This window comes from Hydrogenophaga intermedia (genome assembly GCF_000723405.1).
Classification (GTDB): Bacteria; Pseudomonadota; Gammaproteobacteria; order Burkholderiales; family Burkholderiaceae_C; genus Hydrogenophaga; species Hydrogenophaga intermedia.
The window spans coordinates 1-21,820 of record NZ_CCAE010000029.1; the positions used below are offsets into that span (position 1 = coordinate 1).

19 protein-coding genes and 1 other RNA gene are annotated in these 21,820 nt (G+C 68.8%); 10 read left to right on the forward strand and 10 right to left on the reverse strand.

Annotated features, from left to right (window positions below):
- A partial coding sequence (locus BN948_RS27310; RefSeq protein WP_238327241.1) for a hypothetical protein occupies positions 1-187 on the forward strand: 187 nt, incomplete at its 5' end.
- A gap of 681 nt (positions 188-868) precedes the next feature.
- Positions 869-1,471: a BRO-N domain-containing protein gene (locus tag BN948_RS15955; protein ID WP_009516373.1), complete on the forward strand. Its 603-nt coding sequence runs from the start codon at positions 869-871 to the stop codon at positions 1,469-1,471.
- Here BN948_RS15955 and BN948_RS15960 read toward each other — a convergent pair.
- The 3 genes from BN948_RS15960 to ffs form a co-directional block, all read right to left on the reverse strand.
- Complete coding sequence (locus tag BN948_RS15960) at positions 1,448-1,828, reverse strand: hypothetical protein (RefSeq protein WP_035622542.1); 381 nt, start codon at positions 1,826-1,828, stop codon at positions 1,448-1,450. The two genes, BN948_RS15955 and BN948_RS15960, sit on opposite strands and share 24 nt — an antisense overlap.
- A 100-nt stretch (positions 1,829-1,928) precedes the next feature.
- The gene (locus BN948_RS15965) at positions 1,929-3,626 is read right to left on the reverse strand and encodes a site-specific integrase (protein ID WP_009516372.1); all 1,698 of its coding nucleotides are present in this window, start codon (positions 3,624-3,626) and stop codon (positions 1,929-1,931) included.
- Positions 3,627-3,744: 118 nt separating this feature from the next.
- An RNA gene (gene ffs / locus BN948_RS26230) (signal recognition particle sRNA small type) lies at positions 3,745-3,841 on the reverse strand.
- A 70-nt stretch (positions 3,842-3,911) separates the two neighbouring features.
- Here ffs and dnaX point away from each other — a divergent pair.
- From dnaX to BN948_RS15985, 4 genes are all read left to right on the forward strand, one after another.
- A complete protein-coding gene (dnaX, locus tag BN948_RS15970) occupies positions 3,912-5,885 on the forward strand; it encodes a DNA polymerase III subunit gamma/tau (RefSeq protein ID WP_035622545.1) in 1,974 nt (657 codons plus the stop codon).
- Positions 5,886-5,985: 100 nt separating this feature from the next.
- Positions 5,986-6,318: a YbaB/EbfC family nucleoid-associated protein gene (locus BN948_RS15975; RefSeq protein WP_009520492.1), complete on the forward strand. Its 333-nt coding sequence runs from the start codon at positions 5,986-5,988 to the stop codon at positions 6,316-6,318.
- 13 nt (positions 6,319-6,331) lie between these two features.
- Positions 6,332-6,934, forward strand: a complete 603-nt coding sequence (gene recR, locus BN948_RS15980; protein ID WP_009520493.1) for a recombination mediator RecR — start codon at positions 6,332-6,334, stop codon at positions 6,932-6,934.
- A gap of 104 nt (positions 6,935-7,038) precedes the next feature.
- On the forward strand, positions 7,039-8,100 hold the full coding sequence (locus BN948_RS15985) for an ABC transporter substrate-binding protein (RefSeq protein WP_009520494.1): 1,062 nt from the start codon (positions 7,039-7,041) through the stop codon (positions 8,098-8,100).
- 36 nt (positions 8,101-8,136) lie between these two features.
- Here the strand turns inward: BN948_RS15985 and BN948_RS15990 are convergent, their stop codons facing one another.
- Entirely contained in the window at positions 8,137-9,753 is a 1,617-nt protein-coding gene (locus tag BN948_RS15990; RefSeq protein WP_051756158.1) for a transglycosylase SLT domain-containing protein, read from the reverse strand.
- Positions 9,750-10,523, reverse strand: a complete 774-nt coding sequence (gene gloB, locus BN948_RS15995) for a hydroxyacylglutathione hydrolase (protein WP_009520496.1) — start codon at positions 10,521-10,523, stop codon at positions 9,750-9,752. The genes BN948_RS15990 and gloB overlap by 4 nt, the downstream gene beginning before the upstream one ends.
- 67 nt (positions 10,524-10,590) lie before the next feature.
- Here gloB and BN948_RS16000 point away from each other — a divergent pair, with 67 nt between their 5' ends.
- From BN948_RS16000 to BN948_RS16015, 4 genes are all read left to right on the forward strand, one after another.
- Positions 10,591-11,352, forward strand: a complete 762-nt coding sequence (locus BN948_RS16000; RefSeq protein ID WP_009520497.1) for a class I SAM-dependent methyltransferase — start codon at positions 10,591-10,593, stop codon at positions 11,350-11,352.
- A gap of 25 nt (positions 11,353-11,377) precedes the next feature.
- The gene (gene rnhA / locus BN948_RS16005; protein ID WP_009520498.1) at positions 11,378-11,812 is read left to right on the forward strand and encodes a ribonuclease HI; all 435 of its coding nucleotides are present in this window, start codon (positions 11,378-11,380) and stop codon (positions 11,810-11,812) included.
- Between the two features lie 153 nt (positions 11,813-11,965).
- Positions 11,966-13,108 carry an efflux RND transporter periplasmic adaptor subunit gene (locus tag BN948_RS16010; protein WP_009520499.1) on the forward strand — a complete coding sequence of 381 codons (1,143 nt, stop codon included), beginning with the start codon at positions 11,966-11,968 and terminating at the stop codon, positions 13,106-13,108.
- Between the two features lie 31 nt (positions 13,109-13,139).
- Positions 13,140-16,238 carry an efflux RND transporter permease subunit gene (locus tag BN948_RS16015; RefSeq protein ID WP_009520500.1) on the forward strand — a complete coding sequence of 1,033 codons (3,099 nt, stop codon included), beginning with the start codon at positions 13,140-13,142 and terminating at the stop codon, positions 16,236-16,238.
- 314 nt (positions 16,239-16,552) lie between these two features.
- On the opposite strand, the gene moeA is transcribed toward BN948_RS16015, so the two are convergent.
- From moeA to BN948_RS16040, 5 genes are read right to left on the reverse strand one after another with little or no spacing between them, the layout of a single operon-like run.
- Entirely contained in the window at positions 16,553-17,827 is a 1,275-nt protein-coding gene (moeA, locus tag BN948_RS16020; protein WP_009519547.1) for a molybdopterin molybdotransferase MoeA, read from the reverse strand.
- Positions 17,824-18,453, reverse strand: coding sequence for a molybdenum cofactor guanylyltransferase MobA (mobA, locus tag BN948_RS16025; RefSeq protein WP_009519548.1), 630 nt, complete (start codon positions 18,451-18,453; stop codon positions 17,824-17,826). The genes moeA and mobA overlap by 4 nt, the downstream gene beginning before the upstream one ends.
- Positions 18,454-18,466: 13 nt before the next feature.
- Positions 18,467-19,582, reverse strand: a complete 1,116-nt coding sequence (moaA, locus tag BN948_RS16030; RefSeq protein WP_009519549.1) for a GTP 3',8-cyclase MoaA — start codon at positions 19,580-19,582, stop codon at positions 18,467-18,469.
- Positions 19,583-19,596: 14 nt separating this feature from the next.
- Positions 19,597-20,358: an SDR family oxidoreductase gene (locus BN948_RS16035; RefSeq protein WP_009519550.1), complete on the reverse strand. Its 762-nt coding sequence runs from the start codon at positions 20,356-20,358 to the stop codon at positions 19,597-19,599.
- A 27-nt stretch (positions 20,359-20,385) separates the two neighbouring features.
- Positions 20,386-21,819 carry an aldehyde dehydrogenase family protein gene (locus BN948_RS16040; protein ID WP_009519551.1) on the reverse strand — a complete coding sequence of 478 codons (1,434 nt, stop codon included), beginning with the start codon at positions 21,817-21,819 and terminating at the stop codon, positions 20,386-20,388.
- Position 21,820: the final 1 nt, after the last annotated feature.

The window sequence follows — 21,820 nt, forward strand, 5'->3', positions numbered from 1 at the left end:
GTGGCCTACATCGGTGCAAAGTAGCAGTCCAAATGAGCCGCTTGCGGCCGGTCAAGATGGGTTGACTGGACGCTCACGCTTTGACAATGCCATCCTGTCACGCGAAGCGTATGAGAGCATCCGCAGCGAAGGCAATCACAAGTTGCCGCTGGCGGAACTCATGCGCGAGTACCCGGCAGGGAAGTGAACAGGGCGCCCCTTCGGGGGCGTCTTTCGCTTGGGCCTTGATTGAGACCGGGAGACCTGTGGAGACAAGAAGCGATCCACTTCGTGGATAGCCATCACCAGACGGTTGGGTCGTAGCGGACATCGACCACTCGACTGTCACGAAGAATCAGCACGCAGTCGTAGAAGTTCGACAAGAGCCCCTGAAAGCGTAGTCGCCTGACTTCGGGGTTCGCAGGGGCCGCCTGTTCCTCGTGAGCACCCTTCGCTCGTGCAGCGTCGATCACTTCGCGGACATCCCGTTGTTTCCATTGACCGGTACAGAACGCCTCTGCCGAGCTGCGAGCACGCCTTTCCATGTGCCCAGGAAGCAATGCCACAGCGACGACCCCGAGCACTAGGAGGGCCCCACCAACAAACGGCATGTACGACTTGAAGGTAGCGGGTCTAGGTGCGGGCATGTTGAACCTGGAGGGGCGGTGGTGACTTGGAAGGACTCGAATGTGATCGGCCTCCATGACAGCCCATTTTCGTCACGCCGCGACTCGCCTACGTCCCCAAGCTCCACGCGAAGGGGTCGGCGGCCGTCCACCTGATGGTCGAACGCCGGTTCTGATCCTCGCGCAGTCGAGACCTTCACGGATAGCCCTTGGTGCCCCCGAGGGCCTTCCGGGAATGTTCCCGACTACCTCATGGAGAAGTGATGAAAGCGTTTCAGTTCGCCCCCGGCCTCGACCTCCGCGTGATCGAGAAGGAGGGGGGACCGTGGTTCCTTGCGGCCGATGTGTGCAAGGCCCTGGGTTACAGCAAGGCGGTCTCCGGCGTGTTGGACATGCATGTGGACGATGACGACCGCCGCCCGTTCAACCTGAATACGCTCCCAAATCGGGAGCCTATTCGTGGCAACCCCCGCGTCTCGCTGGTCAATGAGTCCGGGCTCTACGCCCTGGTCCTCGGGAGCAAGCTGCCCGCCGCCCGCTCCTACAAGAAGTGGGTCACCTCCGAGGTGCTCCCTTCGATCCGCAAGAACGGCGGCTACATGGCCCCCGCAGTCGCCAAGCTGGCCGTTGAGTCCCCTGCCGAGTTCATGGCCCGTGCCCTGGTGATGGCGAACGAGACCATTGCGGGGCTCCAGAAGGCGGCCAAGGGGTTGGAGGAGGAGACCCCGCCCGAGGACGAGAAGGCCCTCATGAACGAGTGGCTGGATCAAGTGGGTCTAGGAAAGCTCTCGCAGAGCGACCGCATCAAGCTGGGCCAGCGCTCCCGGACTATGGGGAGCAGATCACCGCGATCGGCGAGATGTTGATCGCAAATGAATCACGGAGGCCCAGAGAGTCCAAGCGAAGCCTGCCAGGGCCGCCCAAAACATGCCTGCCATCCCGATTGACCATCCGCCTCCGGGGCCGATGTCGCCATCCTCCAAATAGGTGATCCAGTTCAGAAGGCTAATACTTGCCCAACCACAGAGATACATCACCACAGGCACAAAGACGTAGGCGAGCAACTGTTTGGGGCGCCGTCGAGATGCCCAGATGAAGATGGTTTCGGCAATGAGACCCAACGCAAGGGCCAGCCCAACTAGCCAGCCCCCAGGGGGGAGGGGGAGGAGGATGCCTGCGATCAAAACCGGTAGGCCGATGATGAGCATCGTCATGGCAACCATGACTTGCCGCCTTTCCGCCATAAATTCACCTCCCATGAGATGTGGAGGACCCACGCGGGCCGTAGCGGTCGAAGGCTAGCCGGAGCGCGTGACACTATCTCTAGCGGTTCGCGTGGGGCGACACCACGGGCAACGCTAGGGCCGGATAGCGGATCGCCTCTACGCCCGGCTTCAGCTCCTCCAGGAGAACCCCGTCATAGACCACATCGCCCACGCTGCCCTTGGTCTCATGCCCCAGAATCAAGTCGCGGATACGGGCATCGACGCCAGCTCTGCGCATGAGCGGGCGCACGCTGTGGCGGAAGTAATGAAACGACGGCTGGCCCGCTTCCACCATGCCGATCCCCTCACGGAACTCCTTGAACCACCGCCCGAAGTAGTCGCTGGCCCGGACCTTCCTCAGAGGTAGGGCCGGCCAAAGTGAATCGTGCCCTGCCTTCTGCGTCGCCTCCACGTATCCGAGGAAACCCAAGCGGAGCAACTCGCTGTGAATCGGGATGGTCCTATGCCCCGCATCGGTCTTCACGGTCTGACCGTCGCCCTCGTCGGTGATGACCAGCGCCGGGATGCCGTCTACGGTCTGCACGTCGGCCGTTCGGAGCTGGCAGACTTCCCCCAAGCGGGCGCCCGTGAAGGCGCCGATGAGGGGCACCCAGTACGCGGCGTCCCGGCCCGCGTTGGCGGCCTTGGGAAGCTCATAGCGGGTGTGTAGCGGGGACCCGAACAGGGCCGCCATCTCGTCGTCCCGGATGGCCCGGCGCTTGTTCGTGGTCTTGGCCTCAATGTCCAGGCCGACCCACGCATGGCGCTCTGTCCACTCCAGTTCCTGGAAGGCGAACTTCAGGAGTGTCTTCAGACCCGTGAGGCGGTCGCGTGCAGTCTTCGGGGTGCGGCAGTTCTCCATGAGCCACGCGCGATAGTCGAGACCCAGCTCCCGCTTGATGCTAGCCAGGGTCTCCCCAGGATGTTGGCCCTCGAACTGGCGCAATGCGCGGTCCATGGCCTGCACCGAGTCTTCCGAGCGCGGCCGTGCGCCCGATTGCTTCCAGCGGTCGAAGACATCGCGCAGGGTCTTGGGCTTGTCGGCGGACGTGGTTGCCGCAGAGGAGGGCCGTGGGGGCACCACGGGTGTCTCTACGACCTCGCCAGCGTCCCGCAGGGTCAGCTCGCGGTGGGCCGTTCTGAACGCCCTCAGGCACGCGATCAGCGCCTCCCGCACCCCTGGGGTCTTCGCGTCGAATGCGAAGCCCAGGCGGGCCGCCTGAGCCTCAACGAGGGGCATCACGGCCTTGAGGTTCTGACCAGCGAGGGCGATGGCGGCTTGGCCGTCCAGGTAGGCATTGAGGTCCGCCAATTCATGGGCTTCCTCAGGCGTGAGCCCTGAGAGGTCATCTTCACGGACCTCAGTCGGTTCCCATTGAGGGATGCGCAACGGGTTGGCCGCACGGAGTCGCAGCTCATGCCGGATGTGGACCATCTCCGCAAGGAGCTTCACGTCCGACCTCACGCGGTCGTCGTTGCCCAGCACATGGACCCGCACCATGGCCGCGAGGTGGGCCGCAAGGTCCGGTGTGATGGCGTCGATCCGCGTTGGCTTGAGGGAGGCTCTCTTGGCTTCGAAATCGGCGAGCCACTCGGCCCGCGTCAGGGTGCCCCGAAGGACCGCCTCTTTGCGGTCGCTGGTGCCCAATGCGAGGTTCACGCGGGCCTTGCCGTAAGCCCCTCGAAGATCGTCAGGGATGACGATGCGAACGTACCAACGAGTGCCGCGAGCGTTCAGTCCTTCGACCTGTGCCATGCCGTCATTTCCCGAGCCTGAATGTTGGGGAAGTGACACAGCCAAGTGATACAGCGACGGCGACGTAAGCCCTTGTCGGGCTTCAGTTCGTTGATCCGATTGGGATTTTTCAGAATAAGGTGACGAGCCTTGACCCCGGCACTGGCTCCACAGTTAGGGCTGCTTGGTTCCCCACCTGACCCGGTTGGCCGCTTCACCATGCGGGAAGGCCCGTCACCCGCGATTGTAGGCGACGGGGCATGTCCGCCGCCGGGGCGCGGGTACCCCGACGCATAGAATCAGGCGATGTCCTACGTCGTCCTCGCCCGCAAGTACCGCCCGCGCAATTTCCGCGAGATGGTCGGCCAGGGCCACGTGGTGCAGGCCCTCGCGAACGCGCTCACCAGCCAGCGCCTTCACCACGCCTACCTGTTCACCGGCACGCGCGGCGTGGGCAAGACCACGGTCTCCCGCATCCTGGCCAAATCGCTCAACTGCACCGGGCCCGACGGGCAGGGCGGCATCACCGCCGAGCCCTGCGGCGTGTGCCAGGCTTGCACCGACATCGACGCCGGCCGCTTCGTGGACTACACCGAGCTCGACGCCGCCTCCAACCGCGGCGTGGACGAGGTCCAGTCGCTGCTCGAGCAGGCGGTCTATAAGCCGGTGCAGGGCCGCTTCAAGGTGTTCATGATCGACGAGGTCCACATGCTCACCAACACCGCGTTCAACGCGATGTTGAAGACGCTGGAGGAACCGCCCGAGTACCTCAAGTTCGTGCTCGCCACCACCGACCCGCAGAAGGTGCCGGTGACGGTGCTGTCGCGCTGCCTGCAGTTCAACCTGCGCCCCATGGCCCCCGAGACGGTGGCGGAGCACCTGCAGCAGGTGCTGCAGGCCGAGGGCGTGACGGCCGAGCCGCAGGCCCTGCGCCTGCTGTCGCGCGCCGCGCGCGGCTCCATGCGCGACGCGCTGTCGCTCACCGACCAGGCCATCGCCTTCGGCGGCGGCCAGTTGATGGAAGCGCCCGTGCGCCAGATGCTGGGCGCGGTGGACCGCAGCCACGTGCTGCGCCTGATCGACGCGCTGGCGCGCGCCGACGGCGCGAGTGTGGTGGAGACGGTGAACGCGCTGCGCGTGAACGGCCTGAGCGCCGCCTCAACGCTGGAGGAAATGACGGGCCTGCTGCAGCGCATGGCCGTGCTGCAGAGCGTGCCCGACGCGGCCGCCACCGACGACGACCCCGACACGCCCGAGATCGCGCGCCTGGCCGCGGCCCTGCCGCCCGACGAGACGCACCTGCTCTACAGCCTGTGCCTGCACGGCCGCACCGAACTGGGCCTGGCGCCCGACGAGTACGCGGCGCTGACCATGGTGTTGCTGCGGTTGCTGGCGTTCAAGCCCTCGGGCGCGGCGGAAAAAAAAACTCTGAAGCCCGCTGAGGCGCGGCCCGCGACGGCACCGGCACCGGTCGCGGCGATTGCGCCCGCGCAAGCTCCCGTGCGCGCCCCGGTCGCCTCGCCCAACGCTGCGCCCGCCCCCAGGGCGGCCGCACCAGCGCCCTTGGTGGCCCCGCCCGCACCCGCGGCAGCGTCCCAGCGGCCGGCCCCAAGCCCGTCGCCAACACCGCTGGCCACCGCTGCCGCAGCCGCTCCCGCCCAGGCCCGCCAGCCCAGTGAGCCCGAGCCCTTCGACGGCCCACCGATCGACGACGCCCCCTGGCCAGAGCCCGACGACGACCTGCCGCCCTGGGACCCGGAACCCGCGCCCGCCATGTCCCGGCCCGCCGCTGCACCGGCGCCCGCCGCGCCGGTGGTGCGCATCCCCGTGCGCGACCCTGGCGCGCCGGGCCGGCTCGACCAGCCCCGCCCACCCAGCGCCCCGCTGCAGCCCACGCCCGAAGGCGATTTCTGGGCCGGCGTGGTGCAACAGATGGTGGACAGTGGCGCCATCGCCGCATTGACGCGCGAACTCGCGCTGCAGTCGCAACTGGTGTCGCGCGATGGATCGCGCTGGCTGCTTCGCATCGAACGCGAGACGCTTGCGCAGGGCAGCAACCGCGACCGCCTCACGGCCGCGCTGCACACGGCGGGCCACGCGGTCGAGCTCGTGCTGGAAAATGGCGCGGTCACCGATTCGCCCGCGCGCCGAGCCGCCGCCGAGGCCGAGCGCCGCCAGCGCGAGGCCGAGCAGCAGATCCTCGGCGATCCCTTTGTGCAGGCCATGATGCGCGACTTCGGCGGCACAATCGTGCCCGGCTCGCTCAAAGCGATAACCTGAATCACCCCCGCCGCGCTTCGCGCGCCCCCTCCAGAGGGCGCCGCCAGCGGCCCGGCGAAGCCGGTTCCGCGGTGGTCCCCGATCAATACCAAGGATTGCCATGTTCAACAAAGGACAACTCGCCGGCCTCATGAAGCAGGCCCAGGCCATGCAGGACAACCTCAAGAAGGCGCAGGACGAACTCGCACACATCGAGGTCACCGGCGAGTCCGGCGCGGGCCTGGTCAAGGTCGTCATGACCTGCAAGCACGACGTCAAGCGCGTCACCATCGACCCCAGCCTGCTCGCCGACGACAAGGACATGCTCGAAGACCTGGTGGCCGCCGCCTTCAACGCCGCCGTGCGCAAGGCCGAGGAAACCTCGAACGAGAAGATGGGCAAGCTCACCGCCGGCATGCCGGGCCTGCCCCCGGGCATGAAGTTCCCGTTCTGAGGCATCCCGAGCGGTGGCCGACAACCATTCCCTGGAGAACCTGGTTCAGGCGCTGCGGCGCCTGCCCGGCGTGGGGGTCAAGTCGGCCCAGCGCATGGCCTTTCACCTGCTGCAGCACGACCGCGAGGGCGCGCAGTTGCTGGCCGGCGCGCTGCAGGCGGCGGTGAGCGGCGTGCGCCACTGCGCGCTGTGCCACACCTTCACCGAGGACGAGGTCTGCTCCACCTGCCGCGACCCGCGGCGCGACCGCAGCCAGCTCTGCGTGGTGGAAACCCCGGCCGACCAGGCCGCGATGGAACGTACAGGTGCTTACAAAGGCCTGTACTTCGTGCTCATGGGCAAGCTGAGCCCGCTCGACGGTGTGGGGCCGCGCGAGATCGGGCTGGACAAGCTGTTCGACCGCGTGGACGACCCCGAGGCCGAGGTGCCCGTGCGCGAGGTCATCCTCGCCACCAACTTCACCGCCGAGGGCGAGACCACTGCGCACGTGATCTTCCAGGCGCTGAAGGACCGCGGCCTGCAGGTCACGCGCCTGGCGCGCGGCGTGCCAGTGGGCAGCGAGCTCGAGTACGTGGACCTCGGCACCATCGCACACGCGCTGGTCGATCGGCGCTGACGTCGGCACCGAAGTTCCCGCGGGCTCAGGTTTCGCGGGTCGGTGTAAACCCGCTCGGGACTCCACCGGATGGCGGACGCGCCACATCGCCCTAATCTCGACCCATGGGTCTCCTGAACCGCCGCCAGTGGGGCGCCGCCGCGGCGGGGCTGATGTTCGCTGCCGGACAGCAGAGCGCCACGGCGCAGGGCGTTACCGTGCCGCGCCCGGCCACCTTGCCGCCCAAGCTGGTGGGCACGCGCATCGTGATCGCGGTGGAGCCGCGCATAGGTTTGAGCAACCTGCCGCTCACCGTGGCCGAGCAGCGCAATTTCTTTCGCGAGGAAGGGCTCGACGTGGAGTTGCGCGAGTTCGCCGACCTGGGGCAGGCCATGGCGGCGGTGCAGGCCAAGGCGGCGCACGCCATGTGCGTGCCGTTCGCGCAGTTGCTCGCACCGGCCGTGCGCGCGATGAACTGGCAGAGCTTCGTGGTGCAGGGCCGGGCGCCCCAGGTGGTGCTGGGCGTGTCGCACAAGACGGTGCCGGGCTTTCGCGGCGCGGGTGATCTGCGCGGGCGCCGCGTGGGCCTGCGCGCCAAGGACCCCCTCGCGCAGCGCGTGCTGATGGCCTTCCTGCAGCGCGAGCAGGTGAAGGAGGAAGAAGTCCAGATCCTGCCGCAGACCAGCGCGGGCGCGGCGCTGCTGGCGTTTCGCGGTGGGCAGCTCGACGCGCTGTGCCACGCCGATCCCATGATGACCCTGCTGGAGCAACAGGGTGAGCTGCGCGTGGCGGTGGACACGCGCAGCCTGAGCGGCACCACCGAGGTGTTCGGTGGCCCCGTGCCCGTGGGCTGCCTGAGCGCGCCGGCCGAGTTCGTCGAGCAGTTCCCGCGCGTCACCCAGGCGCTCACCGACGCCGTGGTGCACGCGCTCAAGTGGCTGCAGACGGCGGGGCCCTCGGACCTGATCAAGACCGTGCCCGAAAGCCATTTCCAGGGCGACCGAGCGATCTACCTGGCCACGGTGGAGCGCTCGCGCGACGCCTGGACGGCCGATGGCCTGATGCCGCGTGGTGGGCCAGAGGCGGTGAACCGCGTGGGGGAGGGCGCAACACTGCCGCCGGCCGAGCTCGCGCGACATTTCACCAACGCCTTCGCGCTGAAGGCCAAGGCGCGGTTTCGGGCTTGAATCCGAAGCCGCATGACGTGGTGGCCGCCGTGGGGCTTACTTGCGCGCGGTCTTCTTCGACGGCGCCTTGGCCGTCGACGACTTCTTGATCGTCGGCTTCTTCGACGACGCCGACTTGCTCGACGTGGCGCGCGGCTTCACCGCTTTGGTGGAGCGCGCGCTCGTGGTGGCCTTGGCGCGCTGCGGCAGGTGCAGCGTCACGCGCTGCCCGGTCTTGAGCGTGCTGCCCGCCGACAAGCGATTCCAGTCGGCCACGCTGGCCGCGCTCAGGCCGTAGCGGCTCGCCAGGCGGGACACGGTCTCGCCCTTGCGCGCCTTCACCACCACACGGCGCGTCGTCACCTCGGGTTGCAGGCTGAGCATGCCGTTGTCGGCCACGTGGGCGGGCACGTCGCGGTCGAGTTTGCCGTTGCGCGGCACGATAAGGCTGGAGCCCGCGCGCAACTGCATGCGCGGCGGAATCGCGTTGGCCTTGCGCAGCTCGGCCTCGCTCACGCCCACCTGTTTGGCCGCTTGCGCCACGGTCATGGTGGTGGGCACCACCCAGGCCGTCCAGCTCGCCAGCGGGCCGTTGTGCAGCTTCAGGTTGCGCTGGAAGATGACCGCGTTGTCCCAGGGCAGCAGCACGTTGGGCGTGCCGGCGGCCATCACCAGTGGTTGCTTCAGCGAGGGATTGAGCGCGCGGAAGTCGTTCTCCTCGACTTCGGCCAGCCGCGCGATCAGGGCCACGTCCATGTCGCGTTCAACGGTCACGAGGTCGAAGAAGGGGTGGTTGCCGATGTCGGGCAGCGTCGCGGCGTAGCGCGCCGGGTTGGCCACGATGTTCTTCACCGCCTGGAGCTTGGGCACGTAGTGGCGCGTCTCGGCAGGCATGGTCAGGTCAGCGTAGCCCGTGGGCAGGCCCGCGCGCTGGTTGCGCGTGATGGCGCGGTTGACGTTGCCCTGGCCCCAGTTGTACGCCGCCAGCGCCAGGTGCCAGTCACCGAAGCGGCCGTGGAGCTGCTCGAGATAGTCCAGCGCGGCGCGCGTGGAGGCCAGCACGTCGCGCCGGTCGTCGCGGAAGGCGTTCTGCTTCAGGTCGAAGGACGCGCCGGTGGCCGGCATGAACTGCCACATGCCGGCGGCGCGCGCGCTGGACACCGCCTGCGGATTGAAGGCGCTTTCGATGAAGGGCAGCAGCGCCAGCTCCATGGGCATGCCGCGCACCTCGATCTCCTCCACGATGTGGAAAAGGTAGCGGCTGGAGCGCTCGGTCATGCGCTGGATGTAGTCGGGGCGCGAGAGGTACCACTGCTCGTGCTGGCGCACGAGTTCGTCGTCCAGGTTGTTCATGGCCAGGCCACGGCGGATGCGCTCCCACAGGTCGGCGGGCGCGGCCAGGGTGGTCACCGTCAGCGCGTCCATCGGTGCGACGGCGAGGTCGCTCAGTGGCACGTCGCTGGACAGGCGCACCGGGGGCCCGCCGCGCCCGGTGACGGCCTGGTTGGTGGAGGGCACCGCCGAGGGCGTGGTGACGGTACCCGGGGTGACGGGCGGGTCGACAGCGACGGTGCTGGCGCAGCCGGCCAGCACCACGGGAAAGGCCAGGGCCAGCGCCAGGCGCCGGGCCCCGTCACGCAGGCGCGCCAGCGCCGGGTCAATGCAGGAATTCATCGAAAAACGTTCTTCCATTCGCGCAGGGTGGCGAACACGGCCACGGGGTCGGCCGCGAGGCCGGGCGCCTGTTGCTGAGCCGCCGCCACCACCGCGGGTTCCGCGGTGCGCAGAAATGGGTTGATGCGCAGTTCCAGTGCGATGCTGCTGGGCAGTGTGGGCAGGTTGTTGGCGCGCTGCTGCTGGCAGTGCCGCACGTAGGCCGCCAACTCGGCGTTGCCGGGCTCCACCGCCTGCGCGAACTTCAGGTTGGACAGGGTGTACTCGTGCGTGCAGCACACGCGGGTGTTGCCGGGCAGCGCGGCCAGGTGCGACAGCGAGTCGTGCATCTGCGCGGGGGTGCCCTCGAAGAGGCGGCCGCAGCCCCCGGAGAAGAGGGTGTCGCCGCAAAAGAGCAGCGGCAGGCCGTCGAGCTCGGGCGTGTAGTACGCGATGTGCCCGCTGGTGTGGCCCGGCACGTCGATCACGTCGAAGCGCACGTCCAGCACCGTGACCTGCTCGCCGCCCCCCACGCGGCTCAGCGGCTCGGGCATGGGCTCGAAGGCCGGGCCGATGACCTGGGCGCCGGTGGCTTCGCGCAGTTCGGCCACGCCGCCGGTGTGGTCGGCGTGGTGGTGGGTGATGAGAATGGTGTCGAGCGTGAGGCCCAGGTCTTGCAGTGCGCGCTGCACACCGGGGGCTTCGCCCGGGTCCACCACCAGGGCGCGTTGGCCGTCGTGCAGCAACCAGATGTAGTTGTCGGTGAAGGCGGGGACGGGCAGGAGCTGCATGGGGGACGGCGTGGCCGGTGGGGTGGGACGTGTAGAGTGCGGGAACTGTGAACACGCCCCAGCGCAGATGACCGAAAAAATTATAGGGTTGACCGAGTGGTTCGCGACCCCGCCCGGCAGGTACCTGCTGGATTGGGAGCAGGAACGGTTCGACCTGGCGGTGGCCGATGTGTTCGGTTTCAACGCCTTGCAGCTCGGCGTGCCCGAGCTCGACGCCCTGCGCGCCAACCGCATGCCGCACCGCTGGCTGGCCATGCCCGAGGGCGACGCGCCGCTGCCCGAAGCCGCGCGCGTGGCCCTGGTCACCGACGCTGCGGCGCTGCCGTTTCCCGAGGCCAGCCTCGACCTCGTGGTGCTGCCGCACACGCTGGAACTCAGCGCCGACCCGCACCAGGTGCTGCGCGAGGTGGAGCGCGTGCTGGTGCCCGAGGGGCGGGTGGTGGTCACCGGCCTCAACCCCGCCAGCTGGTGGGGCGTGCGTCAGGGCCGCGCGCGAGCCATGCGGCGCCTGGGCCTGAGCTCTCGGCTGTACCTGCCCGAGGCGGGCGACTTCATCGGCCCCGGCCGCCTGCGCGACTGGCTGCGCCTGCTGAGCTTCGAGATCGAGGGCGAGGCCTATGGCTGCTACCGGCCCGCGGTGCGCACCGACAAATGGCTGCACCGCCTGCGCTGGATGGACCGCGCCGGCGAGCGCTGGTGGCCCATCTTCGGCGCGGTGTATGTCACCACCGCCATCAAGCGCGTGCGCGGCGTGCGCCTGCTGGGTCCGGCCTGGAAGCCGCGCCGCGTGCCGGCCACCGCGCCGGTGCCGCTGGCCAATCGCCGCTGATCGATTCTTTCCTGAAGGAGTTTTCTTGGACCACGTGGTCATCTACACCGATGGCGCCTGCAAGGGCAACCCCGGCCCCGGGGGCTGGGGCGTTTACCTGAAATCCGGCGACCATGAGAAGGAGCTGTGGGGCGGCGAGCGCGATACCACCAACAACCGCATGGAACTCATGGCGGTGATCCAGGCTCTGTCCGCCCTGAAGCGGCCCTGTCATGTGTCGCTGCACCTGGACAGCGAGTACGTGCGCAAGGGCATCACCGAATGGATCCACGGCTGGAAAAAGAAGGGCTGGATCACCGCGACCAAACAGCCGGTGAAGAACGCCGAACTCTGGCAGCAGCTCGACGCGCTGGTGCACGGCGGGCCGCACCACATCGAATGGCACTGGGTGAAGGGCCATTCGGGCCACAAGGGCAACGACCGCGCCGACGCCCTGGCCAACCGGGGCGTGCCGACCTGAGCCTCCGTGGGGCCTTTTTGCGGGAAAAATCGCCCGGTTCGACTGTTACCGTTTGTCAACCGTACACATTCGGACTGCACAATGCGAGGATTGTTGGCATGGAAACTGTTATCCGACGGCGGTAGCTGACGGCGGCATTCGAGCGGAGTCTTCATGGCGAAACCCAAATCAACGGTCTGGCTGGCGGTGCTCGGCCTGGCACTGGCGCTGGGCGGCGCCTGGTGGTGGCAGCAGCAACCACGGGCCAGCGGCGTCTCCGGCTCGGCCGACGCGGCCTCCGCGCCGCGGTCCGGGGGTGGGGCCGGTCCGGTCACCGTTGAGATCGCCGCCGTCAAGACGGCGCGCCTGCAGGACGACGCCCAGGCCGTGGGCTCCCTGCGCTCGCGCCAGGCCGTCACCCTCAAGCCCGAGACGGCGGGCCGCGTGGCCCGCATCGCCTTCGCCGACGGTCAGGCCGTCAAGCGCGGCGCGCTGCTGGTGCAGCTCGACGACACCCTGCAGCGCGCGGAACTGAGCCAGGCCTCGGCCCAACTCTCCATCGCGCGCGCCAACCTCAAGCGCAATGAAGAGCTGCTGGCCCAGAGCTTCGTGGCCGCGCGCGTGGTGGACGAAAGCCGCGCCGCCCTGCAGGTGGCCGAGGCTCAGGTGGCCCTGGCCGAGGCCAGGCTGCAGCGCATGCGCATCACCGCCCCCTTCGACGGCACCCTGGGCCTGCGCAGCATCAACCTCGGCCAGTACGTGAAGGACGGCGACGAGCTCGTCAACCTGGAAGACACCTCCAAGCTCACGGTGGACTTCCGCCTGCCCGAGCGCTACCAGAACCGCATCGCCCCCGGCCAGACCGTGCAGGTTCAGCTCGACGCGCTGCCCGGCCAGCGCTACCAGGCCCGCGTGCTCGCGGTCGACCCGCTGCTCGACGCCAACGGCCGCTCCATCTCTGTGCGCGCCGAAATGCCGGCCGCCCCTGGCCAGGACCTGCGCCCCGGCATGTTCGCTCGCGTGCTGATCGTGTTCTCGGTGGACGACAAGGCCCTGGTGGTGCCCGAGGAAGCCCTGGTGCCGCAGGGCGAGCGCCAGTACGTCTACGTGATCGACGAGCAGGGCCAGGGCGACGCGCGCAAGCGCACCTCGCGCCGCGTGGAAGTGACCCTGGGCGTGCGCCGCGGTGCCGACGTGCAGATCACCCAGGGTCTGAAAGCCGGCGACACCGTGGTGGTGGCTGGCCAGCAGCGCCTGCAGCGCGACGGCACAGTGGTGCGTGTGGTCGATGTGGCGGCGGCGGCCGCCGCCAACTGACGCCACCGCCCGATCGCCACCGGAGGCCCGCATGCAACTGCCCGAAGTCGCCATTCGCCGCCCGGTGTTCGCCACCGTGCTGTCGCTGCTCATCCTGCTGGTGGGCCTGGTCTCGTTCAACAACCTCACCGTGCGCGAGTACCCGCGCATCGATGAGCCCACCGTCACCGTCACCACCCGCTTCGGCGGCGCCTCCAGCGAGGTGATCGAGTCCCAGGTCACCAAGGTGCTCGAGGACTCGCTCGCCGGCATCGAGGGCGTGGACATCATCACCTCCATCAGCCGGCAGGAGCAGAGCCAGATCACGGTGCGCTTCAAGCTCGAGCGCGACCCCGACTCCGCCGCCGCCGACGTGCGCGACAAGGTCAGCCGCGTGCGCCAGCGCCTGCCCGATGACGTGGACGAACCCACCATCGCCAAGGTCGAGGCCGACGCCACGCCGGTCATCTGGCTCGCGCTCAACTCGGACACCGTCTCGCAGTTGCAGCTCAGCGACCTGGCCAACCGCCTCATCAAGCCGCGCCTGCAGACCGCGCCCGGCGCCGCCGACGTGCGCATCTATGGCGAGCGGCGCTTCTCCATGCGCGTCTGGCTCGACCCGGACCGGCTCGCGGCCTACAACCTCACCACGCAGGACGTGGAGGACGCGCTGCGCCGCTCCAACCTGGAGGTGCCGGCCGGGCGCATCGAAAGTTCGCAGCGCGAGTTCAACGTCACGGCCGCCACCGACGTGCAGACGCCCGAGCAGTTCCGTGCCATCGGCATCCGCACCATCAACGGCCAGACCATCCGCATCGGCGACGTGGCGCGCGTGGAAGAAGGGCCGCAGGACGAGCGCGTGTCCGTGCGCTACAACGGCCGCGACGCGCTCTCGCTCGGCGTGATCCGCCAGGCCACGGCCAACCCGCTGGAGCTCTCGGCGGCGGTGCAGCAGATGCTGCCGCGCATCGTCGAGGAGCTGCCCCCCGGCGTGAGCATCGAGGTGGCCAACGACAACTCCATCTTCATCGACCGCTCCATCAAGGCGGTCTACACCACCATCGCCGAAGCCGTGGTGCTCGTGGCCCTGGTGATCTTCGTCTTCCTGCGCACGCTGCGCGCCTCGGTCATTCCACTGATCACCATCCCGGTGAGCCTGATCGGCTCCTTCGCGTTGATGGGCCTGTTCGGCTTCTCCATCAACACGCTCACCTTGCTGGCGCTGGTGCTGGCCATCGGCCTGGTGGTGGACGATGCCATCGTGATGCTGGAGAACATCTACCGCCACATCGAAGAGGGCATGAAGCCCTTCGACGCGGCCATCAAGGGCGCGCGAGAGATCGGCTTCGCCATCGTCGCCATGACGCTCACGCTGGCGGCGGTGTACGCGCCGCTGGCCTTCACGCCCGGGCGCACCGGCCGGCTGTTCGCCGAGTTCGCGCTGGCGCTGGCCGGCGCGGTGGTGGTGTCGGGCTTTGTGGCGCTCACGCTCTCGCCCATGATGTGCTCCAAGCTGCTGCGCCACGTGGACAAGCCCAGCCGCTTCGACCGTTTCATGGAGCGTGTGCTGGTGCGCGTCAACAACGGGTACGACCGCCTGCTGGGCCTGTCGCTGAACGTGCGCTGGCTGGTGGTGGGCGTGATGTTGGCCAGCGCCGGCGCGAGCTGGTGGCTGCTGAGCACCACGCGCTCCGAACTCGCGCCCATGGAGGACCGCGGCGTGGTGCTGGCCAACATCAACGGCCCCGACGGCGCTACCCTGGCCTACACGCGCCGCTACGTCAACGCGATCGAACAGATGGCGCGCGAGCAGCCCGAGTTCGACCGCATCTTCGCGGTGGTGGGCAATCCCTCGGTGGCGCAGGGCAGCGTCACCATGCGCGGCAAGGCCTGGGAAGATCGCGAGCGCACCACCATGGAGATCGCGCGCACACTGGCGCCGCGCATGGCGGCGCTGCCGGGCATCAGCGCCTATCCGATCACGCCACCCTCGCTGGGCCAGGGCTTTCGCGAGCGTCCGGTCAACTTCATCATCGTCACCAACGACAGCTACGAGAACCTGTCGAACGTGGTGCGCCAGTTCCAGGACCGCATGGCGCAGAACCCGGGCCTGGTGCAGGTGGACACCGACCTGCGCCTGAACAAGCCCGAGATCCGCATGGACGTGGACCGCGAGCGCGCCGCCGACATGGGCGTGAGCGTCGACACGATCGCGCGCACCGTGGAGACCATGCTGGGTGGGCGCATCGTCACGCGCTACAAGCGCGACGGGGAACAGTACGACGTGGTGGTGCAGACCGTCTCGGCCAACCGCAGCACGCCCGAGGACATCGACCGCCTGTTCGTGCGCGGGCGCGGCGACGCGATGATTCCGCTGGCCTCGCTGATCACCACGCGCGAGGTGGTGGTGCCGCGCGAGCTGAACCACTTCGGCCAACGCCGCAGTGCGTCGATCACGGCCAACGTGGCGCCCGACTATTCATTGGGCGAGGCGCTGGATTTCATGGAGCGCACGGCGGGTGAGATCCTGCCCGTGGGGTACGCCACCGACCTCAATGGCCAGAGCCGCGAATTCCGCAATGCCTCCGGATCGCTGGCGCTGGTGTTCGTGCTGTCGCTGCTGTTCATTTTCCTGGTGCTGTCGGCGCAGTTCGAGAGCTTTGTCGATCCTTTCATCATCCTGCTGTCGGTGCCTCTGTCGATGATGGGCGCGCTGCTGGCGCTCAAGTTGTCGGGGGGCACGCTCAACGTGTTCAGTCAGATCGGGCTGATCACGCTCGTGGGGCTGATCACCAAGCACGGCATCCTGATCGTGGAGTTCTCCAACCAGTTGCGCGAGCAGGGGCTTGAAAAGCTTGACGCGGTGAAGCGGGCGGCGGGCCTGCGGCTGCGGCCCATCCTGATGACCACGGGGGCGATGGTGCTGGGGGCGATCCCGCTGGCGCTGGCCACGGGCGCGGGGGCTGAGAGCCGCCAGCAGATCGGCTGGGTGATCGTGGGGGGCATGTCGGTGGGCACGCTGCTCACCATCTTCGTGGTGCCGACGATGTACACGCTGCTGTCGCGGCGCAAGGCGGGGGAGTCGGCGCATCCGGTGATGCACGAGGAGGGCGGCCGTCACGCTCCCCAGGACGTGATCCCGGCGAAGTGACTGTGTGTTGCGGGGGCTTTCGGGCCTCTGCTTCGCGAAGCTCGCGGCCACTGGGTGCGCTGCTCCGCGAATGTCCCCCGGACGGCTGCGCCGTCCTCCTCCTTTATTTCGCTGCGCAGCGCACCCAGCGTCCGCGAGCTGCCCACACGGTTGCGCACCAACAGACCGAGTGCCAACGAGGTCGTCGGTGATCGGGTGTCCGGCGCAGCGACATAAAGGAGGAGGAGCGGAGCGCGCCAGCGATCCGCTCCGGGGGACAGTCGCGGAGCCGGACACCCGATCACCGACGACCGGACCAACCGGAGACAGTCTTCTCAGACCACCCCGTCGAACAACATCACCTCGACGGCATCGCCCACCGCCACGTTCCCCTGCTCGTGCCGCAGCACGATGAGCCCGTTGGCCTGCACCATGGAACTGAGCACACCCGAGCCCTGGTTGCCCGTGGTGCGCGCCACCAGCGTACCGTCCGCTTCGCGCGTGACGGTGCCGCGCTGGTATTCCGTGCGGCCCGGCTTCTTGCGCATGGCCTCACCGCTCTTCGCCTGCAGCAGCACCGGTGGCGTCGCCTCCGCGCCCATGAGGCGTTGAAGGGCGGGCCGCACGAAGGCGAGGAAGGTCACCATCACCGCCACCGGGTTGCCCGGCAAGCCAAAAAGCACGGCCGACTTGCCCTTTTCGCTGATGCGCCCCACCGCCATCGACCGGCCCGGGCGCATCGCGATGCGCCAGAACGCCACGTCGCCCAGCTGCTTCATCATGGCCTTGGTGTGGTCGGCCTCGCCCATGCTCACGCCGCCGCTGGTGATGATGGCGTCGGCGCGCGCCGCGGCCTCGCGGAACGCGGCTTCCAGGCGCACGGGCTCGTCGGGGATCACGCCCATGTCGATGACTTCCACGCCCAGGCGCGTGAGCAGGCCGAAGACGGTGTAGCGGTTGCTGTCGTACACCGCGCCCTCGCGCGGCGCCTCGCCCAGGCTCAGGATCTCGTCGCCGGTGGAGAAGTAGGCCACGCGCGCGCGGCGCACCACGCGCACCGTGGGCAGGCCGAGGCTGGCGATGAGGCCGAGAGCGGCCGGGCCCACGGTCTGGCCGCGACGCAGTGCCGGCTGGCCGGCCATCAGGTCTTCGCCGGCAAAGCGGCGGTTGTCGCCGGGCTTCACCACGCCGGACGGTACCGTGACGGTGTCGCCATCCACCTTCACGAACTCGATGGGTACCACCGTGTCCAGGCCGGTCGGCATGATGGCGCCGGTCATGATCTTCAGGCACTCGCCGGCGCCCACGCGGCCGGCCCAGGCCTTGCCGGCAAAGGCCGTGCCCAGGTTGCTCAGCACCAGCGGCGATTCGCCGAGCGCCGCGCCGTCGAAAGCGAAGCCGTCCATGGCCGAGTTGTCGTGCGGCGGCACGCTGATGGGCGAGACCACGTCCTCCGCCAGCACGCGACCGAGGGCATCGAAGATGCCGACGTCTTCCGACTCGCTGATGGGCTCCACGAGCCGCGCGAGGAAGGCGTTGACCTGGTCGGCCGGCAGGGCCTTCGGGTCGTAGCCCTGCAGCTCGGCCGCGATCTGTTCGATGGTTTTCATGGCCGAACCTGCTCCAGCGCGTGCAGTTCGTCCAGCGTATTGGTGTTGAAGAAGGCTTGCGGGTCGTCGCCGGGGCGGTCGAAGGGCACGAGCACGGTGCGGTGCTGGTCCGTCCAGCGGTCGATCTTGCGGCCGCCGGCCTGGGTAAAGGCCACCAGGCTCTCCAGCAGCTCCACGCGCATGAGGCTGAACACCGGCTGCGCGCGCGGCGCGCTGCCGTTCTCGGGTGCGCTGGCCATGGCGATCTCGGTGTCCGGGTCGTCGAAGGCCTCGGCCAGGCGCTGCGCCAGGTCCAAGGGAAAGCGCGGCGTGTCGCAGGGCACGGTCAGCAGGAAGGGCGTTTCGGCGCGCTCCAGGCCGGTGAGGAAACCCGCGAGCGGGCCCGCGTAGTCGCTCAGCGTGTCGGGCCACACCGGCACCCCGAACGCCTCGTAGGCGCCGAGGTTGCGGTTGGCGTTGATCATCAGCTCGCCGATGTGCTGGCCTTCCTGCATCTGCAGGCGCATCAACGCGTGCAGTGCCAGCGGCGTGCCGTTGAACTTCTGCAGGCCCTTGTCGGCCCCGCCCATGCGCGAGCCCCGGCCGCCGGCCAGGACCAGTCCCGTGATTTCTCTGGCTTGGATCATTGGATGAAGAAGGCTAGCCGCCGATGTAACTCATCTCGACGCGCCGCTTGCCCTCGCCCGTCTCGGGCGGCAGCGAGGCGCGCAGTTGAGAGTAGCGGTCGTCGCGGCCTTGCCAGATGGCGCCGATGGCGCTGGCCAGTTCGGCGTCGCTGGCGCCGCCGCGGATGAGGTGGCGCAGGTCGTGGCCTTCGGTGGCGAACAGGCAGAGGTAGAGCTGGCCTTCGGTGGACAGGCGCGCGCGGTTGCAGTCGCCGCAGAAGGCCTGTGTGACGCTGCTGATGACGCCGATCTCGCCCGAGCCATCGGCGTAGGCCCAGCGCTCGGCGGTCTCGCCAGGGGCCGTGGGGTCCAGCGGCACCAGGGGCAGTTCGCGCTGCAGGCGTTCGATGAGCTCGGCGCTGGGCAGCACCTCGTCCATGCGCCAGCCGTTGGTGGCGCCTACGTCCATGTACTCGATGAAGCGCAGCACGATGCCCGTGCCCTTGAAGTGGCGCGCCATGGGCAGGATCTGGTCGTCGTTGGTGCCCTTCTTTACGACCATGTTGACCTTGATCGGTCCCAGGCCCGCGGCCTGCGCGGCCTCGATGCCGGCGAGCACCTCGGCCACGGGGAAGTCCACGTCGTTCATGGCACGGAAGACGGTGTCGTCCAGGCCGTCCAGGCTGACGGTCACGCGCTGCAGGCCCGCGGCCTTGAGCGCCTTGGCTTTGCGTGTGAGCAGTGAGCCGTTGGTGGTCAGCGTCAGATCGAGTGGCAGACCCTCGGTGGTGCGAAGCGCCGCGAGCTGTTCGACCAGGATCTCCAGGTTCTTGCGCAGCAGCGGTTCGCCGCCGGTGAGTCGGATCTTCTGCACGCCGTGCGCGGCGAACACGCGCGCCACGCGGGTGATCTCCTCGAAGCTGAGCAGGGCGCCGTGCGGCAGGTACTGGTAGTCCTTGTCGAAGACTTCCTTGGGCATGCAGTAGCTGCAACGGAAGTTGCAGCGGTCCGTCACGCTGATGCGCAGGTCGCGCAGCGGGCGGCCCAGCGCGTCGCCCAGCAGGCCGGTGGGCGCCACGGCCTGCGCCGGCACGGTGGCGGCGCGCCGGTGCAGGCGCTGGTCGATGAGGGGGATGACCCGTTCGGACATCCCCCGATTGTGGGTCAAACGCAGCGGGCGCCGTCCACCTCCAGGCAAACCCCGGAAATGAATGCGGCTTCGTCGCTGGCGAGGTACAGCACCGCGTTGGCCACGTCCTCGGGGGTGGAAAAGCGGCCCAGGGGGATGGTGCTGCGGAACTTGGCCAGGCGCTCGTCGGTGAGCTCGCCGCCCGCGAAGGACGCGCCCAGGCCGGTGAAGGGGTTCATCACCGGGTTGACGCAGTTCACGCGGATGTTGTCGGCGCCGAACTCGGCCGCGAGCGACTTGCTGGTGACGATGACCGCGCCCTTGGAGCCGTTGTACCAGGTGAGGCCCGGGCGCGGGCGCACGCCGGCGGTGGAGGCGATGTTGATGAAGGCGCCGCCGCCGTTGGCGCGGAACACCGGCACCGCGTGCAGGGCCGACAGGTAGATGCTCTTGACGTTGACTGCGTAGCAGCGGTCGAACTCTTCCTCGCTCACGTCCAGCGCGGGCTGGTTCTTGTGCGTCCAGCCGGCGTTGTTGACCATGGCGTCCAGGCGGCCGTGGCGGTCCACGGCGGCCTGCACCAGGGCCTTCACGTCGGCCGAGCGCGTCACGTCGGCGGCAAAGAAGCTGGCGCGCCCGCCCTTGGCGGTGATGTCGGCGACCACGCGCTCGCCGCCTTGGGTATTGACGTCGTTGACGATGACCTGCGCGCCTTCTTCGGCCAGGCGGTGGGCAATGCCCTCGCCGATGCCGCCGCCCGCGCCGGTGACGATGATGGACTTGTCTTTCACTCGCATGCGATGGGTCTCCGTTGTCGTGTGGGATCAGCCGTGGCGGATGGCCACGGTCTTGAGGGTGGTGAAGCCCAGCAGGGCCTCGAAGCCTTTTTCGCGGCCGTAGCCGCTGGACTTGACGCCGCCGAAGGGCAGCTCCACGCCGCCTCCCGCGCCGTAGTTGTTGATGAACACCTGGCCGGCCTTCACGCGGTGCGCCATGCGCAGCTGGCGCGCGCCGTCGCGCGTCCACACGCCGGCCACCAGGCCGAAGGACGTGCCGTTGGCCAGTCGCACGGCCTCGTCTTCATCGTCGAAGGCCATGGCCGCGAGCACGGGGCCGAAGACCTCTTCCTGCGCCAGGCGGTGCTGCGGCGGCACGTCGCGCACCAGGGTGGGCGCGGCGTAGTAGCCCTTGGCGTCGGCGGCGGGGTCGATCTGGCCCTGGGCAACGATGCTCAGGCCGTCGCGCTTGACCTCATCGAGGAAGCCGCGCACGCGCTGCTGCTGCGTCTCGCGGATCAAGGGGCCGAGGTCCAGGTCCATCGTGGGTGGGCCGGCGCGCAGGCCCTTGAAGGCCTCGCCCAGGCGCTGCAGCAGCGGCTCGTACAGCTTGCGCTGCACCAGCAGGCGCGAGCCGGCGCTGCAGGTCTGCCCGCTGTTCTGCACGATGGCGTTGATGATGAAGGGCAGGGCCGCGTCGACGTCGGCGTCGTCGAAGACGATCTGTGGGCCTTTGCCGCCCAGCTCCAGCGTCACGGGGCAGTGCCGCTCGGCCGCGGCCTGCTGGATCAGCGTGCCCACGCGCGGGCTGCCGGTGAAGCTGATGTGGTCGATGCCGGGGTGGCGCGCAAGCGCGTCGCCCACCTCGTGCCCGTAGCCGGTGACGATGTTGATGGCGCCCGCGGGGAAGCCCACCTCGGCCGCGAGTTCGGCCACGCGCAGCAGCGACAGGCAGGCGTCCTCCGACGGCTTGACCACGCACACGTTGCCCGCCGCCAGCGCACCGCCCACGCTGCGCCCGAAGATCTGCATCGGGTAGTTCCAGGGGATCACGTGGCCGGTGACGCCGTGCGGCTCGTGCCAGGTGAGCACGCTGTAGCCGTCCAGGTAGGGAATGGTGTGGCCGTGCAGCTTGTCGCCCGCGCCGGCGTAGAACTCGAAGTAGCGCACCAGGGCCAGGGCGTCGGCCCGGGCCTGCTTCGTGGGCTTGCCGCAGTCGCGCTGTTCGATGGCGGCGAGTTCGTCCGCGTGCTCGGCTACCTTGGCGCTGAGCTTCATGAGCAGGCGCCCGCGCTCGGCCGCGGTGAGGCGTGCCCACGGGCCTTCCAGACAGCGGCGCGCGGCCTGCACGGCGGTGTCCACGTCGGCGGCGTTGCCGCGTTCGAGGGTGTCGTAAGGCTGGCCGTCGGCCGGGTCGATGACGGGCAGGGTCTGGCCCGAGGCGCCACGAACGAAGCGGTTGTCGATGAAGTGTTGTGCCATG

Excerpts from the sequence above, each read along its gene's own strand:
- moaA (WP_009519549.1), bottom strand. The coding sequence starts at position 19,582 with ATGTCCGAACGGGTCATCCCCCTCATCGACCAGCGCCTGCACCGGCGC.
- gloB (WP_009520496.1), bottom strand. The coding sequence starts at position 10,523 with ATGCAGCTCCTGCCCGTCCCCGCCTTCACCGACAACTACATCTGGTTG.
- BN948_RS16010 (WP_009520499.1), top strand. The coding sequence starts at position 11,966 with ATGGCGAAACCCAAATCAACGGTCTGGCTGGCGGTGCTCGGCCTGGCA.
- BN948_RS15965 (WP_009516372.1), bottom strand. The coding sequence starts at position 3,626 with ATGGCACAGGTCGAAGGACTGAACGCTCGCGGCACTCGTTGGTACGTT.
- BN948_RS15990 (WP_051756158.1), bottom strand. The coding sequence starts at position 9,753 with ATGAATTCCTGCATTGACCCGGCGCTGGCGCGCCTGCGTGACGGGGCC.
- mobA (WP_009519548.1), bottom strand. The coding sequence starts at position 18,453 with ATGATCCAAGCCAGAGAAATCACGGGACTGGTCCTGGCCGGCGGCCGG.
- BN948_RS16040 (WP_009519551.1), bottom strand. The coding sequence starts at position 21,819 with ATGGCACAACACTTCATCGACAACCGCTTCGTTCGTGGCGCCTCGGGC.
- BN948_RS15985 (WP_009520494.1), top strand. The coding sequence starts at position 7,039 with ATGGGTCTCCTGAACCGCCGCCAGTGGGGCGCCGCCGCGGCGGGGCTG.
- BN948_RS15975 (WP_009520492.1), top strand. The coding sequence starts at position 5,986 with ATGTTCAACAAAGGACAACTCGCCGGCCTCATGAAGCAGGCCCAGGCC.
- BN948_RS15960 (WP_035622542.1), bottom strand. The coding sequence starts at position 1,828 with ATGGTTGCCATGACGATGCTCATCATCGGCCTACCGGTTTTGATCGCA.
- BN948_RS16035 (WP_009519550.1), bottom strand. The coding sequence starts at position 20,358 with ATGCGAGTGAAAGACAAGTCCATCATCGTCACCGGCGCGGGCGGCGGC.
- BN948_RS15955 (WP_009516373.1), top strand. The coding sequence starts at position 869 with ATGAAAGCGTTTCAGTTCGCCCCCGGCCTCGACCTCCGCGTGATCGAG.
- moeA (WP_009519547.1), bottom strand. The coding sequence starts at position 17,827 with ATGAAAACCATCGAACAGATCGCGGCCGAGCTGCAGGGCTACGACCCG.
- BN948_RS16015 (WP_009520500.1), top strand. The coding sequence starts at position 13,140 with ATGCAACTGCCCGAAGTCGCCATTCGCCGCCCGGTGTTCGCCACCGTG.
- dnaX (WP_035622545.1), top strand. The coding sequence starts at position 3,912 with ATGTCCTACGTCGTCCTCGCCCGCAAGTACCGCCCGCGCAATTTCCGC.
- BN948_RS16000 (WP_009520497.1), top strand. The coding sequence starts at position 10,591 with ATGACCGAAAAAATTATAGGGTTGACCGAGTGGTTCGCGACCCCGCCC.